Here is a 19,896-nt window from a genome sequence, read left to right as displayed (position 1 = left end):
GTCATGCCTCCTTCGACGGCGACGCGGCGCCGGTCTTGACGGCGACTGCCTTGTTGGCGGCGCGCTTTCGTTCGAGCGCTATCTGCTGAACCGCGCCGAGACCGTTGACGGACGGCTTGGACCAGAATTTCGACTTCGACGCCAGATTCACCAGCGGCCACGTCACCAGCACCACGACGATGACGTCGAGGATGGTCGTCAGTCCCAGCGTGAACGCGAAGCCGCGCACCTGACCGACTGCCAGTACGTACAGAACGGCAGCGGCGATGAAGCTGACCGCGTTGCCGGACAGGATGGTCTTGCGTGCGCGGGCCCAACCGCGGGGCACTGCGGACCGGAAGCTGCGGCCCTCCCGAATCTCGTCCTTGATGCGTTCGAAGAACACCACGAAAGAGTCCGCGGTCATACCGATACCGATGATCAGGCCGGCGATGCCGGCGAGGTCGAGGGTGAAGCTGATCCACCTGCCGAGCAGGATCAGGATGCCGTAGACGACGAGCCCGGCCAGCGCCAACGACAGAGCCGTGAGCAGGCCGAGGGCTCGGTAGTACAGCAGGCAGTAGACCAGCACGAGGGCCAAGCCGATGGCACCGGCGATCAGGCCTGCTTCGAGTGACGCCAATCCCAGTGTGGCCGAGACTGTTTCGGCCTCGGAGGACACGAACGACAGCGGCAGCGAACCGTACTTGAGCGTGTTGGCCAGTTCGGAAGCGCTCTGCGCGTTGAAGTTGCCGGTGATCGACGTGGCACTACCGGCGGGAGTGGCACCCTGAATGACCGGCGCGCTGATCACTTTCGAGTCCAGTACGAATGCGGCCTGCTTCTGCAGGTTCGCAGCCGTGAACTGCGCCCAGGTGTTCGACCCCTCGGAATCGAACGTCAGGCTCACCTGGAACTGAGCCTGCTGGTTGTCGAATCCGGACGTCGCGTCGGCGATCTGCTGGCCGTCGATGATCGTGGGACCGAGAAGGTAGACAGCTGTTCCGTCGGTGGAGCAGGCCACGAGCGGGAGTGCAGGATCGTCGTTGCCGGCGAGCGGGTCCGCGGCGTTGCAATCGAGCGACTGCATGGCGAGCTGCTGTATCTGCTGATCCTCGCTCTGACGAAGCGCCTTCGCGTCGGCGATCTCCTGGGCTGCCCGATCGGCGTCGGACAGCGACGCGTTTTCGGCGGGATCACTCGAGGTCGGGGCGTCCGTCGCGGGTGCGTCCGAGGCGGGAGCACCGGTTGTCGGAGCGGGGGTCGGGTCGACCGTCGTCGGATCCTGCGCCGGAAACACCCGACTCTGCGGAGCCGCCGGGGCAGCAGGATCGACGGCTGTCGCCGGATCTGCCGGCGCAGTCGGGTCCGTCGGAGTCTGCGGAGAACCCGGCGTCGCCTGGCCTGCGGATGGTGCAACCGACCCCACCACCGGACGAATGAACAGTCGAGCGGTCTGCCCCAGAGTTCTCGCCTGAGAGCTGTCGTCACCGGGCACCGTGATGACGAGATTGTCGCCGTCGATGACCACCTCGGAACCGGACACGCCGAGACCGTTGACGCGGGTCTCGATGATCTGCTGCGCCTGCTTGAGGCTGTCCTGCGACGGCGCATTTCCGTCGGGCGTGCGTGCAGTCAGCGTCACTCGCGTGCCGCCCTGCAGGTCGATTCCCAACTTCGGCGAGGGGTCTTTGTCTCCGGTGAAGAAGACCAGGGCATACACCGCCGCCATCAGCACCGCGAAGACGGCGAGATAGCGGGCGGGATGCACCGATCCGCTGGAAGGTGCCACGGTGTGTGATTCTCCTCTGGGCGGTGGAAAAGTGTCTGTTCCTGTTGGCTCGTGCCTCGTTGTGTCAGCGGCGGGCGGTGCGATTGTGCACCACGACGCTCACCGCAGACGAAACCGCTGCCGGATTGTGTCTCCGACAGCGGTTCGGATCTTCGTTACGTCACTCTTTTTCGAGGCGCTTCGTCGTCTGCTCGACGGTTTCGTCGGCGGGGTTCCCGACGTCCTTGTGCAGCGACGGAGCTGCCGGCTCGGTGGGGCCGACCGCAGCGGTGCCGGCACCGGGCACCGAATCGAAGGTGTTCTCGTCCGACTCGCCGTCGTCGAACTCGGTGTCGTCGGGCAGAACCTCACGCACGACGGCGCGTGACCACGTCGTGATGACGCCGTCGGCGATCTCGAGGTCGATCGTGTCGTCCTCGACCAGGACCACTCGTGCATACAGGCCTGCGGTGGTGACGACCTCGTCGCCGACCTTCAGCGAGTCCTGCATTTCCGTGGTCTTGGCCAGCACCTTCTTCTGTCGGCGCGCGTTGAGAAACAGCGGTACCAGAAGGGCCACGATCAGCAGCGGAAACAGCAAATCCATCGGAAGGTCAGTCCTCGAAGTTCGGTTCGATAATCGTCATTGTCTCGTGCGAGAACATCGCTGGTGCGGGCCTCGCAGCTACCCAGTGTGCCATCACCTGTGGCCCGCTCGGTCCGTTCGTCTCGTGTTGCGGCCGTTTCACTCGAATAATCCCTGCTGGACCTCGGCCGATCGCACCGAAATTCCCCCGACTGCGAGGTCCGGCGGTGGGGTGAGACCGAGGTGGTGCCAGGCGGCGGCGGTGGCGACGCGACCGCGCGGCGTGCGGGCGATCATCCCGGCCCGTACCAGGAACGGCTCACACACTTCCTCGACCGTCGAGGGCTCCTCGCCGACGGCGACAGCGAGAGTGGACACTCCCACCGGTCCCCCGCCGAAACTTCGGATCAGCGCGCTGAGGACGGCACGGTCGAGGCGATCCAGTCCGAGCTTGTCCACGTCGTAGACCACGAGCGCGGCCTTGGCGGTGTCCTGGGTGACGGTGCCGTCCCCGCGCACGTCCGCGTAGTCGCGAACTCGGCGCAGCAGTCGGTTCGCGATTCGGGGTGTGCCACGCGAGCGTCCTGCGATCTCGGCGCAGCCGTCACGGTCGATGGGGACACCCAGAATCCCGGCGGATCGCATCAGAATTCGTTCGAGTTCACTCGGCTCGTAGAAATCCATGTGCGCCACGAACCCGAAGCGGTCGCGCAGCGGTCCGGTGAGCGCGCCGGACCGGGTGGTCGCACCGACGAGAGTGAACGGGGCGACCTCCAAGGGAATGGATGTCGCTCCCGGCCCCTTGCCGACGATCACGTCGACACGGAAGTCCTCCATGGCCAGATACAACATTTCCTCGGCCGGCCGGGCGATCCGATGAATCTCGTCGATGAACAGCACGTCCCCTTCGACGAGGTTGCTGAGCATCGCGGCCAGATCGCCCGCACGCTCGAGGGCGGGCCCGGAGGTCAACCGCAGTGACGTGCCGAGTTCCGCGGCGATGATCATCGCCATGCTGGTCTTTCCCAGGCCGGGCGGACCCGACATCAGGATGTGATCGGGGGTGCCGCCGCGCATCTTCGCCCCCGAGAGCACCAGCTGCAGTTGCTCACGCACCCGAGGCTGACCGATGAAATCGGTGAGGTTCTTCGGACGCAGACTGGTCTCGATGTCGAGGTCGTCGGACATGGCCTCCGCACCGACCTGGGATTCCCCGAACTCGTCGTCCTCGGTCACGCCGACCTACCTGGACTTACCGAGGTACGCCAACGCGGCCCGCAGTGCGGTGGACGTCGTGGCCTCGGGCTGCTGTGCGAGTACCGCGTCGGTGGCCTCCTCGGCCTGCTTCGCCGGAAATCCGAGACCGATCAGGGCTTCGACGATCTGATCGCGCATCGAGTTGCCGGCCCCGGAACCGGGCACCGCGGAACTGCCGGCACGGCAGACAACGGCGTCGACCTTGTCTCGCAGCTCGACCACCATCCTCTCGGCCCCGCGCTTGCCGATACCGGGAACTCTGGTGAGGGCCCCGATGTCGCTGTCCGCCAAAGCTGTTCGCAGGGAGTCGGGTTCGTGTACCGCAAGTGTGGCCATCGCAATTCGTGGCCCGACTCCGGAAACCGTGAGCAGCAGCTCGAACAGCTCACGTGATTCCTTGTCGGGAAACCCGTACAGCGTTTGCGAGTCCTCGCGAACGATCATGGTGGTGAGCAGAGTGGACTCGCTCCCCCGATGCAGCGTCGCCAACGTCGCCGGTGTGGCATTGACGCGATATCCGACACCGGCCGCCTCGAGTACTGCGTGATCGAGAGCGATGTCGATCACCGACCCGCGAATGGATGCGATCACCGTGCGCCCGCCTCCTTCTTGGCCAGTTTCTCGATTTTGCGCGCCACGGCGGCGCGAGCTTTGCGTTCCTCGGCCAGACGCGCGTCGTACTTGCGCTTCTGTTCGGCGGCCATCGCCTCGGCTTTGGCCATCCGGGCGATCATCGGGGCGCGCCAGCAGTGACAGATACCCAGAGCCAACGCATCTGCGGCATCAGCGGGAGTCGGCGCGGTCTGCAGCCCGAGAATGCGCATGACCATGGCGGTGACCTGCGCCTTGTCGGCCGAACCGTTGCCGGTGACGGCTGCCTTCACCTCACTGGGAGTGTGGAAGCAGACGTCGATACCGCGCCGGGCCGCAGCCAGTGCGATGACGCCGCCTGCCTGCGCGGTGCCCATGGCCGTCCGTACGTTGTGCTGAGCGAACACTCGCTCGATCGCCACGACCGACGGCTTGTGTGTATCGAGCCAGTATTCCGCTGCTTCGGATATCCGCAGCAGACGCTGCGCGAGATCCATGTCGGCGGGAGTCCGGACCACATCCACGTCGAGAGCGACGACTGTGCGACCGACGCCTCCCTCGATCAAACTGAGCCCACACCTGGTGAGACCGGGGTCGACACCCATCACCCGCACGCCACCACACCTTCCGCTTACGAACTGTTGTTCGATAGCGTAGCGGAGCGCACCGACGGATCAGGGCTACGACACCCGGTCGATCACCGTGAGCAAAAGGACCGGGTCAGTCCTCGTCGTCCAGTTCGGCCATGACCTCGTCCGACAGGTCGACGTTGGACCAGACGTTCTGCACGTCGTCGCTGTCTTCGAGGGCGTCGATCAGCTTGAAGACCTTGCGCGCTCCGTCCGCGTCCACCGGGACGTTGACCGAAGCCTGGAAGCTCGCCTCCGCGGAGTCGTAGTCGATGCCCGCGTCCTGCAGTGCGGTACGCACTGCGATCAAATCGGTCGGCTCACTGACGATCTCGAACGTGTCGCCGTTGTCGTTCACTTCCTCGGCACCGGCCTCGAGAACCGCCATCAACACGTCGTCCTCGCTCTGTCCGTTCTTCTCGAGCGTCACGACGCCTTTGCGTGAGAAGAGGTAGGACACCGAACCCGGATCGGCCATGTTTCCGCCGTTTCGAGTCATTGCTACTCGAACCTCGCCTGCTGCACGATTGCGGTTGTCGGTGAGGCACTCGATGAGGATGGCGACACCGTTGGGGCCGTAACCCTCGTACATGATGGTCTGCCAGTCGGCTCCGCCCGCTTCTTCGCCGGCTCCGCGCTTGCGCGCACGTTCGATGTTGTCGTTGGGAACCGACGTCTTCTTCGCCTTCTGGATGGCGTCGTAGAGCGTCGGGTTGCCCGTGGGGTCACCACCACCCGTGCGGGCCGCCACCTCGATGTTCTTGATGAGCTTGGCAAACGACTTGCCGCGTCGGGCGTCGATCACCGCCTTCTTGTGCTTGGTGGTGGCCCATTTTGAGTGGCCGCTCATGCGATAGAGCCCCTTCCTGCTCGAATTCGGTGTTGTCGACTTTACTCGCCCGTGTCATCGCTCCGCCCCAACCGGCGATTACGGGTTTCTACGCGCTGCGCACCATGTCCACGAAGAGTCGGTGCACTCGATCGTCTCCGGTGACCTCGGGATGGAAGCTGGTGGCCAGCACTCGGTTCTGCCGCACGGCAACCACGCGGCCCGCAGCTGGCCCGTTCGGGACGGTGGCGAGTACTTCGACGTCCGCACCGACACGCTCGACCCAGGGCGCGCGAATGAACACTGCGCGCATCGGTCCGCCCTCGATGTCGGCGAAATCGAGATCGGTCTCGAACGAGTCGACCTGTCGACCGAAAGCGTTGCGGCGCACGGTGATATCGAGACCGTCGAGGTGTTCCGCGTCGGGCCTGGTGTCGAGAATGTCCGACGCCAGCAGAATCATCCCCGCGCACGATCCGTACGCGGGCATGCCGTCGGCCAGACGAGCCCGCAGCGGCCCGAGCAGATCGAAGACACCGAGCAGAGTGCTCATCGTCGTGGATTCGCCGCCGGGAATGATCAACCCGTCGATTCGGGCGAGTTCGTCCGGCCGCCGCACGGTGATTCCGTGCGCACCGCTCGACTCCAGTGCGGCCAAGTGCTCGCGGACATCGCCCTGCAGTGCGAGTACGCCGATCGTCGGCGGCGTCACTTCAATCCGAAGGGATCGACGTGCGGTTTCGAGGTGTCGCGCTCGAAGCGCATCAGTCCCTCTTGGACGACGGCAGCGACCATACGACCGGAGATGTCGAAGATTCGCCCCTGCGCCAGTGCCCGTCCGAAATCAGCGGACGGCGACGTCTGGTCGTAGAGCAGCCATTCGTCCGCTCGGAACGGCCTGAGGAACCACAGCGCGTGATCGAGGGAGGCCGTCTGCGTGACGGCGTCCGGGTGCGGCACCTTGGCCGATCCGATGAGCGTCATGTCGCTCATGTAGGCGAGCGCGCAGACGTGGAACACCTGATCGTCGGGCAGCGTGTCGCGATACCTGAACCAGACCCGTTGCTGCGCAGCGAAACTGGGATGCTTGACGGTCTGATCGTCGGGAATGAGACGGATGTCCCATTCGGACCACTCCTTGTAGTAGGAGGTGTCGTACTCCGCCAGAGTGGTGGGGTCGGGCAACGATTCCGGTCCGACTACCTCGGGCATGAGGTCCTGATGGGAGATCCCATCGTCGTCGCCGTGGAACGAGGCGGACATCGTGAAGATGGCCTTGCCGTGCTGAATTCCGGTCACTCGACGAGTGCAGAACGACCGGCCGTCCCGAATGCGATCGACCATGAACACGGCCGGCTCGTTCGGGTTACCCGGCCGGAGAAAGTAGCCGTGCAGCGAATGCACGCGGAACTCGGGTGCCACGGTGCGCACGGCCGCGACGAGCGCCTGGCCGGCAACCTGGCCGCCGAACGTCCGCGGCAGCCGGCTCGGGAACGTGCGTCCCCGATAGATGTCGTTCTCGATTCGTTCCAATTCGAGAATGTCCTCGATGCTGGCCATGGCTGTGTCCACCTTTCTGTGACAACGGCTCAGGCTAACAATGAGTGGACCAGGCAAGATGGTCGGTGTGGGTCAACCGATACCGATATTTCCCGATCTTCTGACCAGGTCGATCGTCGATGCGTGCCCCGCCGAGTCGCGAACGATCGTTGTCGTCGACGGTGCCGACGCCGCGAAGCCGGTCGACTTCGCCTCTCGCACAGCCGAACACGCCCGCGCACAGGGCAGGCGTGCCGACGTCGTCGACCTGCACGATTACGTCCGGCCGGCGTCCATTCGATTCGAGTATTCGCGAACGGACGAATTGAGCTACCGCACTGTGTGGTTCGACTACGATGCCGTGATCCGCGAGGTCATCGCGCCGCTGCGTGCCGGTGGCCGAGGTCACTATCTGCCGCGTCTGTGGGATGAGGCAACCGATCGATCCGCCCGCGCTCGTACCGTCGAGGCCGCGCCGAATCACATAGTCCTGATTGCCGGTCCGATGCTGCTGGGCCGAGGACTGGACGTCGATCTTCGAGTGCAGTTGCGGTTGTCCGAGGGTGCGCTGCGTCGGAGAACCGACACAGCCGACCAATGGACCTGCACGGCACTGCTCGAGTACTACGACTCGATCGACGAGTACGCCGAGCGGCCGGACTTCGCGGTCCGGTGGGACCATCCGGACCGCCCGGCACTGGAACGCAGTCAGTAGCTACGCAACCGGAAGAGGACGGTCACCAACCGCGCTCGGCGAGACGGTGTGCGACGGGCAGGTCGTCGACGTTGATGCCGACCATCGCCTCGCCGAGTCCACGGGAGACCTTGGCGAGGACATCCGGGTCGTCGAAGAAGGTAGTGGCCTTGACGATTGCCTCGGCACGTTCTTTCGGGTTGCCGGACTTGAAGATTCCCGATCCGACGAACACTCCCTCGGCACCGAGTTGCATCATCATCGCTGCGTCGGCCGGGGTGGCGATGCCGCCGGCGGTGAACAACGTGACGGGCAGCTTTCCGGCACGGGCGATCTCGACGACGAGATCGTACGGAGCCTGCAGTTCCTTCGCCGCGACGTACAGCTCGTCTTCGGGAAGTGATGTGAGACGACGAATCTCGTCGCGAATCTTGCGCATGTGGGTCGTCGCGTTCGAGACGTCGCCGGTGCCGGCCTCGCCCTTGGAGCGAATCATGGCTGCGCCCTCGGTGATTCGACGCAGTGCTTCACCCAGGTTGGTGGCACCACACACGAACGGAACGGTGAAATTCCACTTGTCGATGTGATTGGCGTAGTCGGCCGGGGTGAGGACCTCGGACTCGTCGATGTAGTCGACGCCCAGGCTCTGCAGGATCTGTGCCTCGACGAAGTGCCCGATGCGGGCCTTGGCCATCACCGGAATGCTGACCGAGGAGATGATGCTGTCGATCATGTCCGGATCGCTCATCCGCGACACCCCGCCCTGCGCGCGGATGTCGGCGGGAACGCGCTCGAGCGCCATGACGGCAACGGCACCGGCATCCTCGGCGATCTTCGCCTGGTCTGCGGTGACCACGTCCATGATGACGCCGCCCTTGAGCATCTCGGCCATACCGCGCTTGACGCGAGCGGTGCCGATTCCGTTCTCGTTGGACCCGCCGTCAGCGGATCCAGTGGAAGCAGCGGGCGAATTGGGGGCGTGTGGGGTACTCAAGCCAACTCCTGTGTTCTCGGCAGTCCGGATCTTCGCGCAGAGCCGCGGCCCTGCCCTCGAAGGGGCGGGCCGGCGCGGCGACGCGCCCAGAACTGTAGGCCGCTACCGCGTCGTTTCCCATAACCACTTGACGATTGCTGGACTGGTCGGAAAGGTCCAGATTGTCAGCGGATGGCCCTGACATCCGGGTCGCCGCGCCGCGCTAGCGCTACGTTGACCTCGTCGAGAAGTTCGGCCAGATCCTGTGGGTACACGTTTTCGCCGACCGCACTCAGCGCCCGGATGTCTGCCTCGGTACACCAGCGATGCCCGGTGACGGTTCGTCGCTCGAAGTCCGTGAACCCGGCACTCTCGGGCTCGAACTCCTGCGTCCGATGCGCGAAGAACAGTTCCTCGGACCGAATCAACGTTCCGTTGAACGGGAAGGTCGCAACTCGACGCCACAACGGTCCGCGCAGGTCGGACGCGTCGACGGTCAGGCCGGTCTCCTCGTGCACTTCGCGTACCGCTGCCTCGCGAAGGGACTCCCCCTTTTCGACCGCACCTCCGATGGTGAACCAGAAGAACGTCTCGGGCACCGTGGGGTCGTGTCCACGCAGGAGCAGGACACGGCCACGCTCGTCGAGCAACACCACCCGCGCAGAGGTACGCGGCGTCGCCCGAGTCTCACTACCGAACGTTGCCGCGGCCGAGCGCTCCGCGATCTCGAAGTACGACGGCAGGGCCGCGGTGCCGCCGAGATGCAGCCACCGCACCGGACGGCGAACCCGCAGAGCGAGGGTGTCTCGGACGGCGTCGTTGTGAAAGCGTCGTGCGATCAACACGCGTGCTTCGGCGTCGGCGAGTTCGGCGACAAGTTGTGGTGGCAGCGCGGCCGGTTCGACGACGGCGAGTGCCATGGACACCGCGTTCTCCGCTTCCTCCCGCTGCGATCGGTCGGCGCGTTCGGCTCGATCTGCCAGTGCAGCAAGCTCTTTGCTCGACGACACCGAGCCCCGGGTGGCGGCCGACACGGCTCGCGCGACGACGGCTCGGCGCGCGAGTGCAGCATCGAGGGCCTGCCAGGCGAGGTCGGTGCGAACGTGGAGCCGATCGAGTCGGTTGGCGGTTCCGTAGGCCCACAGCCCGACGACGAGGATCAGAACCGCGATCAGTCCGAGGACCAGGATGGTGACGGCAGACAGTGTCATCAGCTCGCGGCTCGCACTTTCTGTCCGCCGAGGGTGACCGTCTCGTACACGCGCAGAATCTGCTCGGCGACAACAGGCCAGTCGTACGTGGACACGGCCGCCGAGGCGGCGTCGACGAGACGCTCGCGGACGGCGTCGTCGGACAGAATGGAGGTGACCGCTGCCGCGAGGGCCGCGGAATCGTCGATCGGAACCAGCAGGCCACATGCGCCGTCGCGTAGGACCCGACGGAAAGCGTCCAGTTCGCTTGCCACCACGGGGGTTCCGGCTGCCATCGCCTCCACCAGAACGATGCCGAAGCTTTCGCCGCCGAGGTTGGGGGCGCAATACACGTCGGCGCTACGCATCGCGGAAGCCTTCGTCGCGTCGTCCACCTGGCCGAGGAAGGTCAGATGCGAGGCCAGCGCGCCTGCTTCCTTGCGAAGCTTGTCCTCGTCGCCCCTGCCGACGATGAGAATTTCGATGTCGGGGTGAGATTCGACGAGGGCCGGTAGCGCGCCCAGCAGCACGGCCATTCCCTTGCGCGGTTCGTCGAAGCGGCCCAGGAACAGCACCGTCCGGCCCCGACGCGGATAGCCGTCGAGCACGTCTGCGTCGGCGAACGCCGGCACGTCGACTCCGTTCGGAATTTCGACCGCATCGGACCCGAGCGCCTCGACCTGCCATCGCCGTGCCAACTCGGACACGGCGATCCGGCCGCTGATCTTCTCGTGATAGGGCCGCAGCACGCCCTGGAACGTGCTGAGCACGAGAGACTTGGTGGTGGATGTGTGGAACGTGGCCACGATCGGGCCGTCCGCGGCCTTGAGTGCCAGCATCGACAGACTCGGCGCATTGGGCTCGTGAATGTGCAGCACGTCGAAGTCGTTCTCCGAGATCCACTTTCGGATCCGTGAGTACGTCACCGGGCCGAATCGCAGCCGGGCGACCGACCCGTTGTACGGAATGGCCAAGGCTTCTCCGGCCGACACCACGAATTCGGGGAGCTCGACGCCGTCCGAGGCGGGAGCCAGAACGCTGACCCGGTGACCGCGTTCGATGAAGACCTCGGCCAGCTGCTGGACGTGGGCCTGCACTCCGCCCGGCACGTCGAACGAGTACGGGCACACCATGCCGATTCTCATGTGCCCTCGATTCGGGCTCGTCGCTCTGCCGACCAGTCGCTCATCCACAGCGGCTGCAGCATGTGCCAATCGGCGGGATGAGCGCGGATTCCGGCGGCGAAATGATCCGCAACCGTCTGGGTCGCAGCGGCTACTCCCTGCGAGACGTCCACCGCGGGCGAGATGTCGAATCCCCAACCGTCGCCGTCGAAATAGCCGTGTACCGGGAGCAGCGTGGCACCGGTGTCGATGGCGAGCTTGGCCGCACCCGCCGGCATTCGTGTCGGTTCCCCGAAGAAAGTCACCGGTACTCCGTGCTTGGCCAGGTCTCGTTCGCCGAGCAGGCAGACCACCTTGTTCTGGCGCAGTCTGTCGGACAACGCGAGCAGGGGCGGTTGCTCGCCGCCGCTGAGCGGAAAGATCTCGAATCCCAGGCTCTCGCGATACGCCACGAAGCGTTGGTACAGCGACTCCGGCTTCAGCCTCTCGGCCACGGTCGAGAGGCCACCGTGCGTCCGCACCAACCACATTCCGGCCATGTCCCAGTTGCCGCTGTGCGGTAGTGCCAGCACCACTCCCTTGCCGGCACCGAGCGCCGCTTCGAGATGTTCCTTGCCGTACACGCACCGATCGATGACGGCCGCCTGAGCAGCCAGGTCCATCGACGGCAGCCGGAATGCCTCACGCCAGTACCGGGCGTAGGAGCGAACACTGTCTCGGATCAGGTCGTCCGGGACCTGCTCCGCCGTGGTCCCCAGCACCCGAGCGAGATTGCGGCGCAGCTGATCCGGGCCGCCGTTACGGGACGAGGCGAAGTCGGCGCCGCGGTCGAACAACCGACGGGCGACACCCTCGGGTAACGACCGGACGAGACGCCACCCCGCGGCGTACCCGGCGTCGGACGCGCGTTCCGACAGATTCATGTCGGCTCCACACCGCCGTCGTCGGAGACCGACGGAGCCGGCGGCACGATGATGTCGCGGGCACCCTCGGATCCGCGGACGGCGAGCACTCGTTGGAACACGGTCACGATGCTCAGTGCAGCAAGAATCCACATTGCCGGATAGATGAGACTGTCCAGCCACGGAATGTCGAAGTGTCTTCCGACACCGGTGAGCCCGGCCCCGACCAGAACGATGACGAGGCGGTCGGGTCGTTCTATCCAACCACCGTCCGCGGACAGGCCGCTGGCCTCGGCGCGCGCTTTGGCGTACGAGATGACCTGCGAGGTGACCAGGCAGACGAGAGTGGCAACGAGCAGTAGCTTGTCGTTCTCGGAATACACGGCCCACCAGGCCAAGCCGCCGAAGATCGCGCCGTCCGCAACGCGGTCGCACGTTGCGTCGAGAACGGCACCGTATTTGGTGCCGCCTCCTCGTGCGCGAGCCATCGCGCCGTCGAGCATGTCGAACAGAACGAACAGGGTGATGACGATCGAGCCCCACCACAGATAGCCGGCAGGGAACATCGTCACCGCAGCGGTGACGGTGACGACCGTGCCGATGACGGTCACCGAGTCCGGAGTCAGGCCGGTGCTGTTGAGCGCGCGGCCCAACGGGGCCGTCAACTTCGAGACCGGCGCACGGCCGAAGATGCTCAGCACGCCGCACGCTCCCCTTGCCGGTGGTTCATTCGTTCCAGGCCGAGGCAAGCAGGGCCCGAGTGTCGCGGAGCAGTTGCGGCATCACCTTGGCACCGCCGATCACCGTGATGAAGTTGGCGTCACCACCCCACCGCGGCACGATGTGCTGGTGCAGGTGCTCGGCCAGCGAACCGCCTGCAGCCGCCCCGAGGTTGAGGCCGACATTGAAACCGTGCGGGCTCGACACTCGCTTGATCACGCGAATCATCTTCTGCGTGAATGCCATCAGCTCCGAGCTCTCGGCGGGGGTGAGATCCTCGAGCGCCGCGACACGTCGGTACGGCACGATCATCGTGTGGCCGGGGTTGTACGGGTACAGGTTGAGTACGGCATACACCGATTCGCCGCGCGCGACGACCAGTCCGTCCTCGTCCGTCATCTTCGGGATGTCGGAGAACGGCTCGGTCGACTTCGCCGAACCCTGCGCCGAACCCTGTGGAGCCTCGGCGATGTACGACATCCGATGCGGGGTCCACAATCGCTGCAGCCGATCCGGTTCACCGGCACCGGTGGCGACGATCGACTCGTCGTGTTCTTCCATGTCAGCTCACTCCGGCGGTACTGGTCTGCACGAGTTCGGCGGTCGGTGATGCGTTGTTGCGCGCGGCGATCCACTCGGTGATCACGGTCACGGCCTCCGCCACCGGAACCCCGTTGACCTGAGTGCCGTCCCGGAATCGGAAGCTGACGGCACCTGCTTCGACGTCGCGCTCGCCGGCCAGCAGCATGAACGGGACCTTCTGCGCTGTCTGATTGAAGATCTTCTTCTGCATTCGGTCGTCGCTCGCGTCGACCTCGGCCCTGACTCCGCGCTTCTTCAGTTCCTTCACCACCGCGAAGAGGTGGTCCTGATGCACCTCGGCCACCGGAATTCCGACGACCTGCACGGGCGCCAGCCAGGCCGGGAAAGCACCGGCGTAGTGCTCGGTCAGCACACCGAAGAACCGCTCGATGGATCCGAACAGGGCACGGTGAATCATCACCGGGCGCTCCTTGGTACCACCGGAACCGGTGTACTCGAGCTCGAAACGCTCGGGCAGGTTGAAGTCGAGCTGAATGGTCGACATCTGCCAGGTGCGGCCGAGCGCATCCTTCGCCTGCACCGAGATCTTCGGACCGTAGAACGCGGCACCGCCCGGGTCGGGCACCAGATCGAGACCCGACGCCTCGGCCACCTCGGCGAGGGTGGTGGTCGCCTCCTCCCAAACTTCGTCGCTGCCGACGGACTTCGCCGGATTGCGAGTCGACAGTTCGAGGTAGAAGTCGTCGAGTCCGTAGTCCTTGAGCAGTCCGAGAACGAATTCCAGAGCACGAGTCAGCTCGTCGCGCATCTGGTCGCGAGTGCAGAAGATGTGCGCGTCGTCCTGAGTCATGCCGCGTACTCGGGTCAGACCGTGGATGACGCCGGACTTCTCGTAGCGGTACACCGTTCCGAACTCGAACAGACGCAGCGGCAGTTCGCGGTACGAGCGGCCGCGGGAGCGGAAGATCAGATTGTGCATCGGGCAGTTCATCGGCTTGAGGTAGTAGTCCTGGCCGGGCTTGCGCACGTCGCCGTTCTCGTCGAGTTCGGCGTCCAGGTGCATCGCCGGGAACATGCCGTCCCGGTACCAATCGAGGTGACCGGACACCTCGTACAGATGGCCCTTGGTGATGTGCGGGGTGTTGACGAACTCGTAGCCCTCTTCGATGTGGCGCTGACGTGAGTAGTTCTCGAGTTCGTTGCGGATCACGCCGCCCTTGGGGTGGAACACCGGAAGACCGGAACCCAGTTCGTCGGGAAAGCTGAACAGGTCCAACTCGGAACCGAGCTTGCGGTGATCACGACGTTCGGCTTCGGCGAGCAACTCGAGATGCGCATCGAGCGCCTCGGTGGACTCCCACGCGGTGCCGTAGATGCGTTGCAGATCGGCGTTGTCCTGGTTGCCCCGCCAGTACGCAGCCGAGCTGCGGGTGAGCTTGAACGCCGGCACGTACTTGGTGGTGGGGATGTGCGGGCCGCGGCACAGATCGCCCCAGATGCGTTCACCGGTACGGGGATTGAGGTTGTCGTACGCGGTGAGCTCTCCCCCGCCGACTTCCATGACCTCGGGATCGTCGATCCCGGACTTGTCGTCGATCAGTTCGAGTTTGTAGGGCTCGTTCGCCAACTCTTCACGGGCCTGATCCACCGATTCGTACACCCGACGCGAGAACCGCTGCCCGGCCTTGACGATCTGCTTCATCTTCTTCTCGAGTGCAGTCAGATCCTCTGGGGTGAACGGCTGCTTCACGTCGAAGTCGTAGTAGAAGCCGTCCTTGATGAACGGTCCGATGCCCAGCTTGGCATCGGGGAAGAGTTCCTGGACGGCCTGAGCGAGAACGTGCGCAGCCGAGTGCCTGATGACGCTTCGCCCGTCCTCGGTGTTGGCCGGCACGGGCTCGACCTCGGTATCGGAGTCGGGAGCCCACGACAGATCACGGAGTTTGCCCTCCGGATCTCGCACGACGACGATCGCGTCGGGACCCTTGTTCGGCAGGCCGGTGTCGCGTAGCGCCGTACCTGCGGTCGTTCCTGCCTGCACCGAGATGCGGGCGGGCGAGACGGCGGCGACAACGGGCATGCTCACAGCGATGTACTCCTCGATCGGTTCATCTGGCCAGGAAGGCCTCCGACAGCCTATCGGCAACGGGCCACCGCGCGGCCCTCAGCGCGGCGCGTGCGTCACAAGGGACTCTCGAGCCAGGTCCAGTCGAGGCCGAACCAACCTCCGACCAGCGCGAAAGTGCCCAGAAGCCACAGTGTTGCGAGCACGACGACCGTCGTGAACAACACGCCGAGTCCCTTGACGACGATCGACTGCTTCGAGAACCAGGCCATGAACGCGTCGTACCTCTTGCGGACGAAGCGCAGCGCGCCCTTGGCCCACTCGAACTCCGAGGCCAGGATGCCCAGTCCTGCGAACACGATCAGCCAGCCGGGGCCGGGGTACGGAATGGCCAGCACACCCAACGCCAACACCAGAGCTCCGACGACACCGACAGTGATCCGGTAGGCGAGATCGAGCGACTTGTTCTCGGCGATGCGAGACCGAAACCGTCGATGCTTCTTCGCCAGCTGTTCTGCCGGACCACTCGAGTCCGCTGTGCTGGTCTTGCCGTCCGCCTCGCGGGACGTGTATCCGTCGGTGCTCACCGGGTCAGATTACCGGGACGGAACACCAAAAAGCCCGCACCGACAAGCGGTGCGGGCTTTCTTCGTCTGTGGTCCCGGCTGGGATCGAACCAGCGACCTTCCGCGTGTGAAGCGGACGCTCTTCCACTGAGCCACGGGACCGAACGAGGCAAAACATTAACACGAGGTGTCGCAGTGGATCGAATCGCCTGCTCCGGCTCGTCGATGTCGCATTCGACGCCTGCATCGAGCGCAGACCTCGCTCCCCCGGACCCGGCCCGACCCCATCTTTCACACGGTTCACAGCCGCCAGAGACCCGAATTCTGGGGCTGACCACGAGATTTGTGAGTTTCACTCCCGTTGGGTTAATGTTTTCCCCGCACCACGGAGACAGCAACTGCCCAGCAGTGATTGCCTCCGGGGTATGCGGATGTGGCGCAGTGGTAGCGCATCACCTTGCCAAGGTGAGGGTCGCGGGTTCGAATCCCGTCATCCGCTCGAGGGTCTCGACCCATGGTGGAGTGGCCGAGTGGTGAGGCAACGGCCTGCAAAGCCGTGCACACGGGTTCGATTCCCGTCTCCACCTCGCTAGTGCATCGGTTGCGAAGGCCGATGCGAGGACATGCGCGATTAGCTCAGCGGGAGAGCGCTTCCCTGACACGGAAGAGGTCACTGGTTCAATCCCAGTATCGCGCACCACAGTCAGAACAAAGGACCCCCTTTCGAGGGGGTCCTTTTTTGTGTCTTGCCCAGTCTCGGTGGTGATTCACGCCATAGAAGTGCACAGTGGAGACGACGCACACACTTCGATGGAAGGACACTCACGTGTCGGACGACGCTCGCAGTGCACCCACGGACGAAACACCCACCGACACGGCCGGCCCCGGTAGCGCGACCGACAGCGAAGAGCCTCAGGTCGACGACGCCACACTCGAAGAAGCGAAGAAATCGGTCGAGGGACTCGACGACCGATACCGACCCGGCGCTCGGCCCACTGTGGCTCTCCCCGGAACCAACGGCACCGTCGCGGGTACAGCCTTTGCCGACATGGTCGACGACAACGGTGAGATGGTGGATGCCGACGATCAGGATGCATCCGACAGCTCCGAAACAGACAGCACGGACACCCATCACGCCGGCAGCGACGAAAAGGTAACGTCCTCGACCGATGGCTGAACACGACGTTCCCGACGCCCCCGCCGACATCGAACTCGGCGGGGGCGTCGCGTTTCTTCACACGCCGCCGATCCCGTCGCGCGGAGGGCTCGCTCTCACTCACGGTGCGGGCGGCAACTGTGGGTCGGTGCTCCTACAGAACATTGCGTCGGTGTGGGCGGCGGCCGGCTTCACGGTGTTGCGGTTCGACCTCCCGTTCCGAGTCCGCAAGGCCAAGGGTCCTCCGCATCCCTCCCGTTCCGAGGAGGACCGGATGGGGATCGCCGCGGCCGTCGATCGACTACGTGCAGAAACCGACGGGTTCGTCGTGTTCGGCGGGCATTCGTACGGCGGCAGGCAGGGATCGATGATCGCGTCGGAGCAGCCGGGTCTCGTGGACGGTCTGGTGCTGACGTCCTATCCCCTGCACCCACCGGGAAAGCCCGACAAGCTTCGGACCCACCATCTGCCCGACCTACGTACCCCCACTGTCGTGCTGCACGGCACCAAGGATCCGTTCGCTACCACCGAAGAACTCGGGGCGGCGTTCGCTCTGGTTCCCGCGCCCACACTGCTGATCGACATCGACGGTGCAGGCCACGATCTCGCACCGGCGAAGTACGACGCAGCGCAGCGGACTCTCGATGCTGCTGTCTCACTGTTCGAATCGCCGCTCGCCGATCCGTCGGGCGTCGTCCCGCTCTTCGACCCGTCACGCTGAAGTGGTGTACTGACGTTATGCCGACCTGGGGATGGTTCATCGTTGCGCTGGTCCTCGTCGATACCGCGGTGCTCGCGGCCTGGTTCCTCGCGCGTCGAAAGCCGGACAGATCGCGTGCCACGTCCCAGAGCCTGAAGCTGGTAGGACTGGACGACGGTGCGCGAGCAGAAATTCACCAATTGTTGGCCGCCGACAAGAAGATTCAGGCCATCAAGGTTTTCCGTGATCGAACCGGTGCCGGATTGCTCGATGCCAAGAACGCAATCGAGACGATGCAACGCGGAGCACCGTTTCCTCCCCCGTCGACCATTCTCGATGCAGCGAGTTCGGGTCCCGTGCGATGGGACGACCTCCTCCCCCGATTGACGGCACTCAAATCGGAAGGCAAAGCGATTGCGGCGATCAAGCTGCTGCGCGATCGAACAGGGCTGTCGTTGCGGGACGCGAAGAATGCCGTCGATCAGCTGTGAGCGTTCGTGAGGCGGGCCCGGCGGATGCGCACCGAGTCGCCGACCTGGCCGCACTGACCTTCCCGTTGGCCTGCCCACCGGGAACGCAACCCGGCGATATCGAGACTTTCGTCTCGAACGTGTTGTCGGCCAAGCACTTCGAGACGTACATCGACGACCCGAACAGGACCGTACTGCTCGACGAGTCGGCCGAGGCACAGGTACTCGGATACGCGATGCTGGTGTTCGGCACTCCCACCGACTCCGGCATCCGCTCGGCGCTGTCCCACGAGCCGACGGTAGAGATCAGCAAGCTGTACGTCCGACCCTCCGAACACGGCGGCGGAGTCGCAGCGCGCCTGATGACGTCGGCGCTGGACAGTGCTCGTAGGCACGGCTGCCGAGGGGCGTGGCTGGGCGTCAACCAACAGAACGTCCGCGCCCAGAAGTTCTATGCCAAACACGGATTCGAGATAGCCGGCACCAAGACGTTCGTCGTCGGCGACCGGACGCACGACGACTACGTCATGCAGGTGCAGCTCTGAGCCTGCCGCGACCGAAGCAGGTCAGCCGACGGCAGCGAAACGAGACAGCGCGAGCAGACGGGACGTCGCACGGAGGTACTTCTTCCGGTAACCACCCGCGAGCATCTCCTCGGTGAAGATCTCGTCGAGCTTGCCACCCGAGGCCGTCACCGGAATACCCGCGTCGTACAGGCGGTCGGCGAGGACGACCAGTCGCAACGCAATTGCCTGATCGGAAGCCGGGTGCACGTTCTTCAGGAACACCGCGGGAATGCCGTCCAGCAACTTGCCGTAGCGCGACGGGTGCAGCGTGCTCAGGTGCGCCAGCAGGTCGTCGAAGTCGTCCAGGGTCGCGCCCTCGATACCGTCGGCACGCTCGACGAGCTCGGCCTCCGACGTCGGCTCCGGGGCCGGCGGCAGATCGCGGTGCCGGTAATCGGGACCGTCGACGCGGACGGACTCGAAGATCGAACCGAGCTTCTTGATCTCCCGCAGGAAGTCCTCGGCCGCGAAGCGGCCTTCGCCGAGCTGGCCGGGCAGGGTGTTCGACGTCGCCACGATGGACACGCCGCGCTGCGAGAGCTCCGACAGCAGTCGCGAGACCAACATCGTGTCGCCCGGATCGTCGAGCTCGAACTCGTCGATGCACAGAACACTGTGGTTCGAGAGCTCTTCGAGAGCCTTGTTGAAGCCCAATGCACCGACGACGTGCGTCAACTCCACGAACGTGCCGAACGCCTTCGGTTCGGGGACGCTGTGATAGATCGAGGCCAGCAAGTGGGTCTTACCGACGCCGAAGCCGCCGTCGAGGTAGAGCCCCGCACCGGTGGCCGGGGTCTTCTTACCGAACAGTCCGCGCTTGCCCTTGCCGCGAATCTTCTGCACCTTGTTCGCGAATTCCTCGGCTTTCGCGACTGCAGCGGCCTGCGTCGGCTCCTTGGGATCGGGAATGTACGAGGAGAAGCTGACGTCGTCGAACATCGCCGGCGGAACCATCTGCGCGATCAGCTGATCGGAGGGGACCACGGGATTTCGGTCGACAAGGCGTGCGGGCATTGATCGAGCGTAACGACGTGGTCTCATGTGAC

22 protein-coding genes and 4 tRNA genes are annotated in these 19,896 nt (G+C 64.9%); 8 read left to right on the top strand and 18 right to left on the bottom strand.

The window, feature by feature from the left end:
• Window position 1: 1 nt before the first annotated feature.
• The 8 genes from secD to CH266_RS12670 form a co-directional block, all read right to left on the bottom strand.
• Window positions 2–1,771: a protein translocase subunit SecD gene (gene secD, locus CH266_RS12705; RefSeq protein WP_094715380.1), complete on the bottom strand. Its 1,770-nt coding sequence runs from the start codon at window positions 1,769–1,771 to the stop codon at window positions 2–4.
• Between the two features lie 160 nt (window positions 1,772–1,931).
• Entirely contained in the window at window positions 1,932–2,357 is a 426-nt protein-coding gene (gene yajC / locus CH266_RS12700) for a preprotein translocase subunit YajC (RefSeq protein ID WP_027496947.1), read from the bottom strand.
• A 138-nt stretch (window positions 2,358–2,495) separates the two neighbouring features.
• Window positions 2,496–3,524 carry a Holliday junction branch migration DNA helicase RuvB gene (gene ruvB / locus CH266_RS12695; RefSeq protein ID WP_045841916.1) on the bottom strand — a complete coding sequence of 343 codons (1,029 nt, stop codon included), beginning with the start codon at window positions 3,522–3,524 and terminating at the stop codon, window positions 2,496–2,498.
• 54 nt (window positions 3,525–3,578) lie between these two features.
• Complete coding sequence (ruvA, locus tag CH266_RS12690; RefSeq protein ID WP_094715379.1) at window positions 3,579–4,184, bottom strand: Holliday junction branch migration protein RuvA; 606 nt, start codon at window positions 4,182–4,184, stop codon at window positions 3,579–3,581.
• Window positions 4,181–4,798, bottom strand: coding sequence for a crossover junction endodeoxyribonuclease RuvC (gene ruvC, locus CH266_RS12685; protein ID WP_032370470.1), 618 nt, complete (start codon window positions 4,796–4,798; stop codon window positions 4,181–4,183). The genes ruvA and ruvC overlap by 4 nt, the downstream gene beginning before the upstream one ends.
• 106 nt (window positions 4,799–4,904) lie before the next feature.
• The gene (locus CH266_RS12680; RefSeq protein ID WP_027496944.1) at window positions 4,905–5,663 is read right to left on the bottom strand and encodes a YebC/PmpR family DNA-binding transcriptional regulator; all 759 of its coding nucleotides are present in this window, start codon (window positions 5,661–5,663) and stop codon (window positions 4,905–4,907) included.
• A gap of 88 nt (window positions 5,664–5,751) precedes the next feature.
• Window positions 5,752–6,354: a pyridoxal 5'-phosphate synthase glutaminase subunit PdxT gene (gene pdxT, locus CH266_RS12675; protein WP_094715378.1), complete on the bottom strand. Its 603-nt coding sequence runs from the start codon at window positions 6,352–6,354 to the stop codon at window positions 5,752–5,754.
• Window positions 6,351–7,202, bottom strand: coding sequence for an acyl-CoA thioesterase (locus CH266_RS12670; protein WP_027496942.1), 852 nt, complete (start codon window positions 7,200–7,202; stop codon window positions 6,351–6,353). The genes pdxT and CH266_RS12670 overlap by 4 nt, the downstream gene beginning before the upstream one ends.
• A 40-nt stretch (window positions 7,203–7,242) precedes the next feature.
• On the opposite strand from CH266_RS12670, the gene CH266_RS12665 reads away from it, so the two are divergent.
• Window positions 7,243–7,896, top strand: a complete 654-nt coding sequence (locus tag CH266_RS12665) for a hypothetical protein (RefSeq protein ID WP_230073520.1) — start codon at window positions 7,243–7,245, stop codon at window positions 7,894–7,896.
• Between the two features lie 22 nt (window positions 7,897–7,918).
• On the opposite strand, the gene pdxS is transcribed toward CH266_RS12665, so the two are convergent.
• The 9 genes from pdxS to CH266_RS12620 form a co-directional block, all read right to left on the bottom strand.
• Window positions 7,919–8,794, bottom strand: a complete 876-nt coding sequence (pdxS, locus tag CH266_RS12660) for a pyridoxal 5'-phosphate synthase lyase subunit PdxS (protein WP_094652899.1) — start codon at window positions 8,792–8,794, stop codon at window positions 7,919–7,921.
• Window positions 8,795–9,033: 239 nt separating this feature from the next.
• On the bottom strand, window positions 9,034–10,059 hold the full coding sequence (locus CH266_RS12655) for an NUDIX hydrolase (protein ID WP_032365079.1): 1,026 nt from the start codon (window positions 10,057–10,059) through the stop codon (window positions 9,034–9,036).
• A complete protein-coding gene (locus CH266_RS12650; protein ID WP_094715377.1) occupies window positions 10,059–11,183 on the bottom strand; it encodes a glycosyltransferase family 4 protein in 1,125 nt (374 codons plus the stop codon). The genes CH266_RS12655 and CH266_RS12650 overlap by 1 nt, the downstream gene beginning before the upstream one ends.
• Window positions 11,180–12,085 (bottom strand): phosphatidylinositol mannoside acyltransferase, encoded by a 906-nt coding sequence (locus CH266_RS12645; RefSeq protein WP_032370467.1) that lies wholly within the window; start codon window positions 12,083–12,085, stop codon window positions 11,180–11,182. The genes CH266_RS12650 and CH266_RS12645 overlap by 4 nt, the downstream gene beginning before the upstream one ends.
• Window positions 12,082–12,765 (bottom strand): phosphatidylinositol phosphate synthase, encoded by a 684-nt coding sequence (pgsA, locus tag CH266_RS12640; RefSeq protein ID WP_032400792.1) that lies wholly within the window; start codon window positions 12,763–12,765, stop codon window positions 12,082–12,084. The genes CH266_RS12645 and pgsA overlap by 4 nt, the downstream gene beginning before the upstream one ends.
• 25 nt (window positions 12,766–12,790) lie before the next feature.
• The gene (locus CH266_RS12635; RefSeq protein WP_032400793.1) at window positions 12,791–13,345 is read right to left on the bottom strand and encodes an HIT family protein; all 555 of its coding nucleotides are present in this window, start codon (window positions 13,343–13,345) and stop codon (window positions 12,791–12,793) included.
• A gap of 1 nt (window position 13,346) precedes the next feature.
• Window positions 13,347–15,407 carry a threonine--tRNA ligase gene (gene thrS, locus CH266_RS12630; protein ID WP_032391465.1) on the bottom strand — a complete coding sequence of 687 codons (2,061 nt, stop codon included), beginning with the start codon at window positions 15,405–15,407 and terminating at the stop codon, window positions 13,347–13,349.
• Window positions 15,408–15,508: 101 nt separating this feature from the next.
• Window positions 15,509–15,901, bottom strand: a complete 393-nt coding sequence (locus CH266_RS12625; RefSeq protein ID WP_094621941.1) for a TIGR02611 family protein — start codon at window positions 15,899–15,901, stop codon at window positions 15,509–15,511.
• A 147-nt stretch (window positions 15,902–16,048) separates the two neighbouring features.
• Window positions 16,049–16,120: transfer RNA gene (locus CH266_RS12620), tRNA-Val, on the bottom strand.
• A gap of 265 nt (window positions 16,121–16,385) precedes the next feature.
• Between CH266_RS12620 and CH266_RS12615 the strand changes: the two genes are divergently transcribed.
• From CH266_RS12615 to CH266_RS12590, 7 genes are all read left to right on the top strand, one after another.
• A tRNA-Gly gene (locus CH266_RS12615) sits at window positions 16,386–16,457 on the top strand.
• A 17-nt stretch (window positions 16,458–16,474) separates the two neighbouring features.
• Window positions 16,475–16,545 (top strand) — tRNA-Cys (locus CH266_RS12610).
• Between the two features lie 38 nt (window positions 16,546–16,583).
• Window positions 16,584–16,658 (top strand) — tRNA-Val (locus CH266_RS12605).
• 126 nt (window positions 16,659–16,784) lie between these two features.
• Entirely contained in the window at window positions 16,785–17,135 is a 351-nt protein-coding gene (locus CH266_RS12600) for a hypothetical protein (RefSeq protein ID WP_052718683.1), read from the top strand.
• A complete protein-coding gene (locus CH266_RS12595) occupies window positions 17,128–17,835 on the top strand; it encodes an alpha/beta hydrolase family protein (RefSeq protein WP_094715376.1) in 708 nt (235 codons plus the stop codon). The genes CH266_RS12600 and CH266_RS12595 overlap by 8 nt, the downstream gene beginning before the upstream one ends.
• A gap of 17 nt (window positions 17,836–17,852) precedes the next feature.
• Window positions 17,853–18,305, top strand: a complete 453-nt coding sequence (locus CH266_RS25865) for a hypothetical protein (protein WP_255175896.1) — start codon at window positions 17,853–17,855, stop codon at window positions 18,303–18,305.
• A complete protein-coding gene (locus tag CH266_RS12590; protein WP_255175895.1) occupies window positions 18,302–18,829 on the top strand; it encodes a GNAT family N-acetyltransferase in 528 nt (175 codons plus the stop codon). The genes CH266_RS25865 and CH266_RS12590 overlap by 4 nt, the downstream gene beginning before the upstream one ends.
• Before the next feature lie 21 nt (window positions 18,830–18,850).
• On the opposite strand, the gene zapE is transcribed toward CH266_RS12590, so the two are convergent.
• Window positions 18,851–19,864 (bottom strand): cell division protein ZapE, encoded by a 1,014-nt coding sequence (zapE, locus tag CH266_RS12585; protein ID WP_032365070.1) that lies wholly within the window; start codon window positions 19,862–19,864, stop codon window positions 18,851–18,853.
• Window positions 19,865–19,896: the final 32 nt, after the last annotated feature.

It is taken from the genome of Rhodococcus sp. 06-1474-1B (assembly GCF_002258885.1).
Classification (GTDB): Bacteria; Actinomycetota; Actinomycetes; order Mycobacteriales; family Mycobacteriaceae; genus Rhodococcoides; species Rhodococcoides fascians.
The sequence above is the reverse complement of the archived record's forward strand: the minus strand, read 5'-3'. Positions and strand labels throughout refer to the sequence as shown.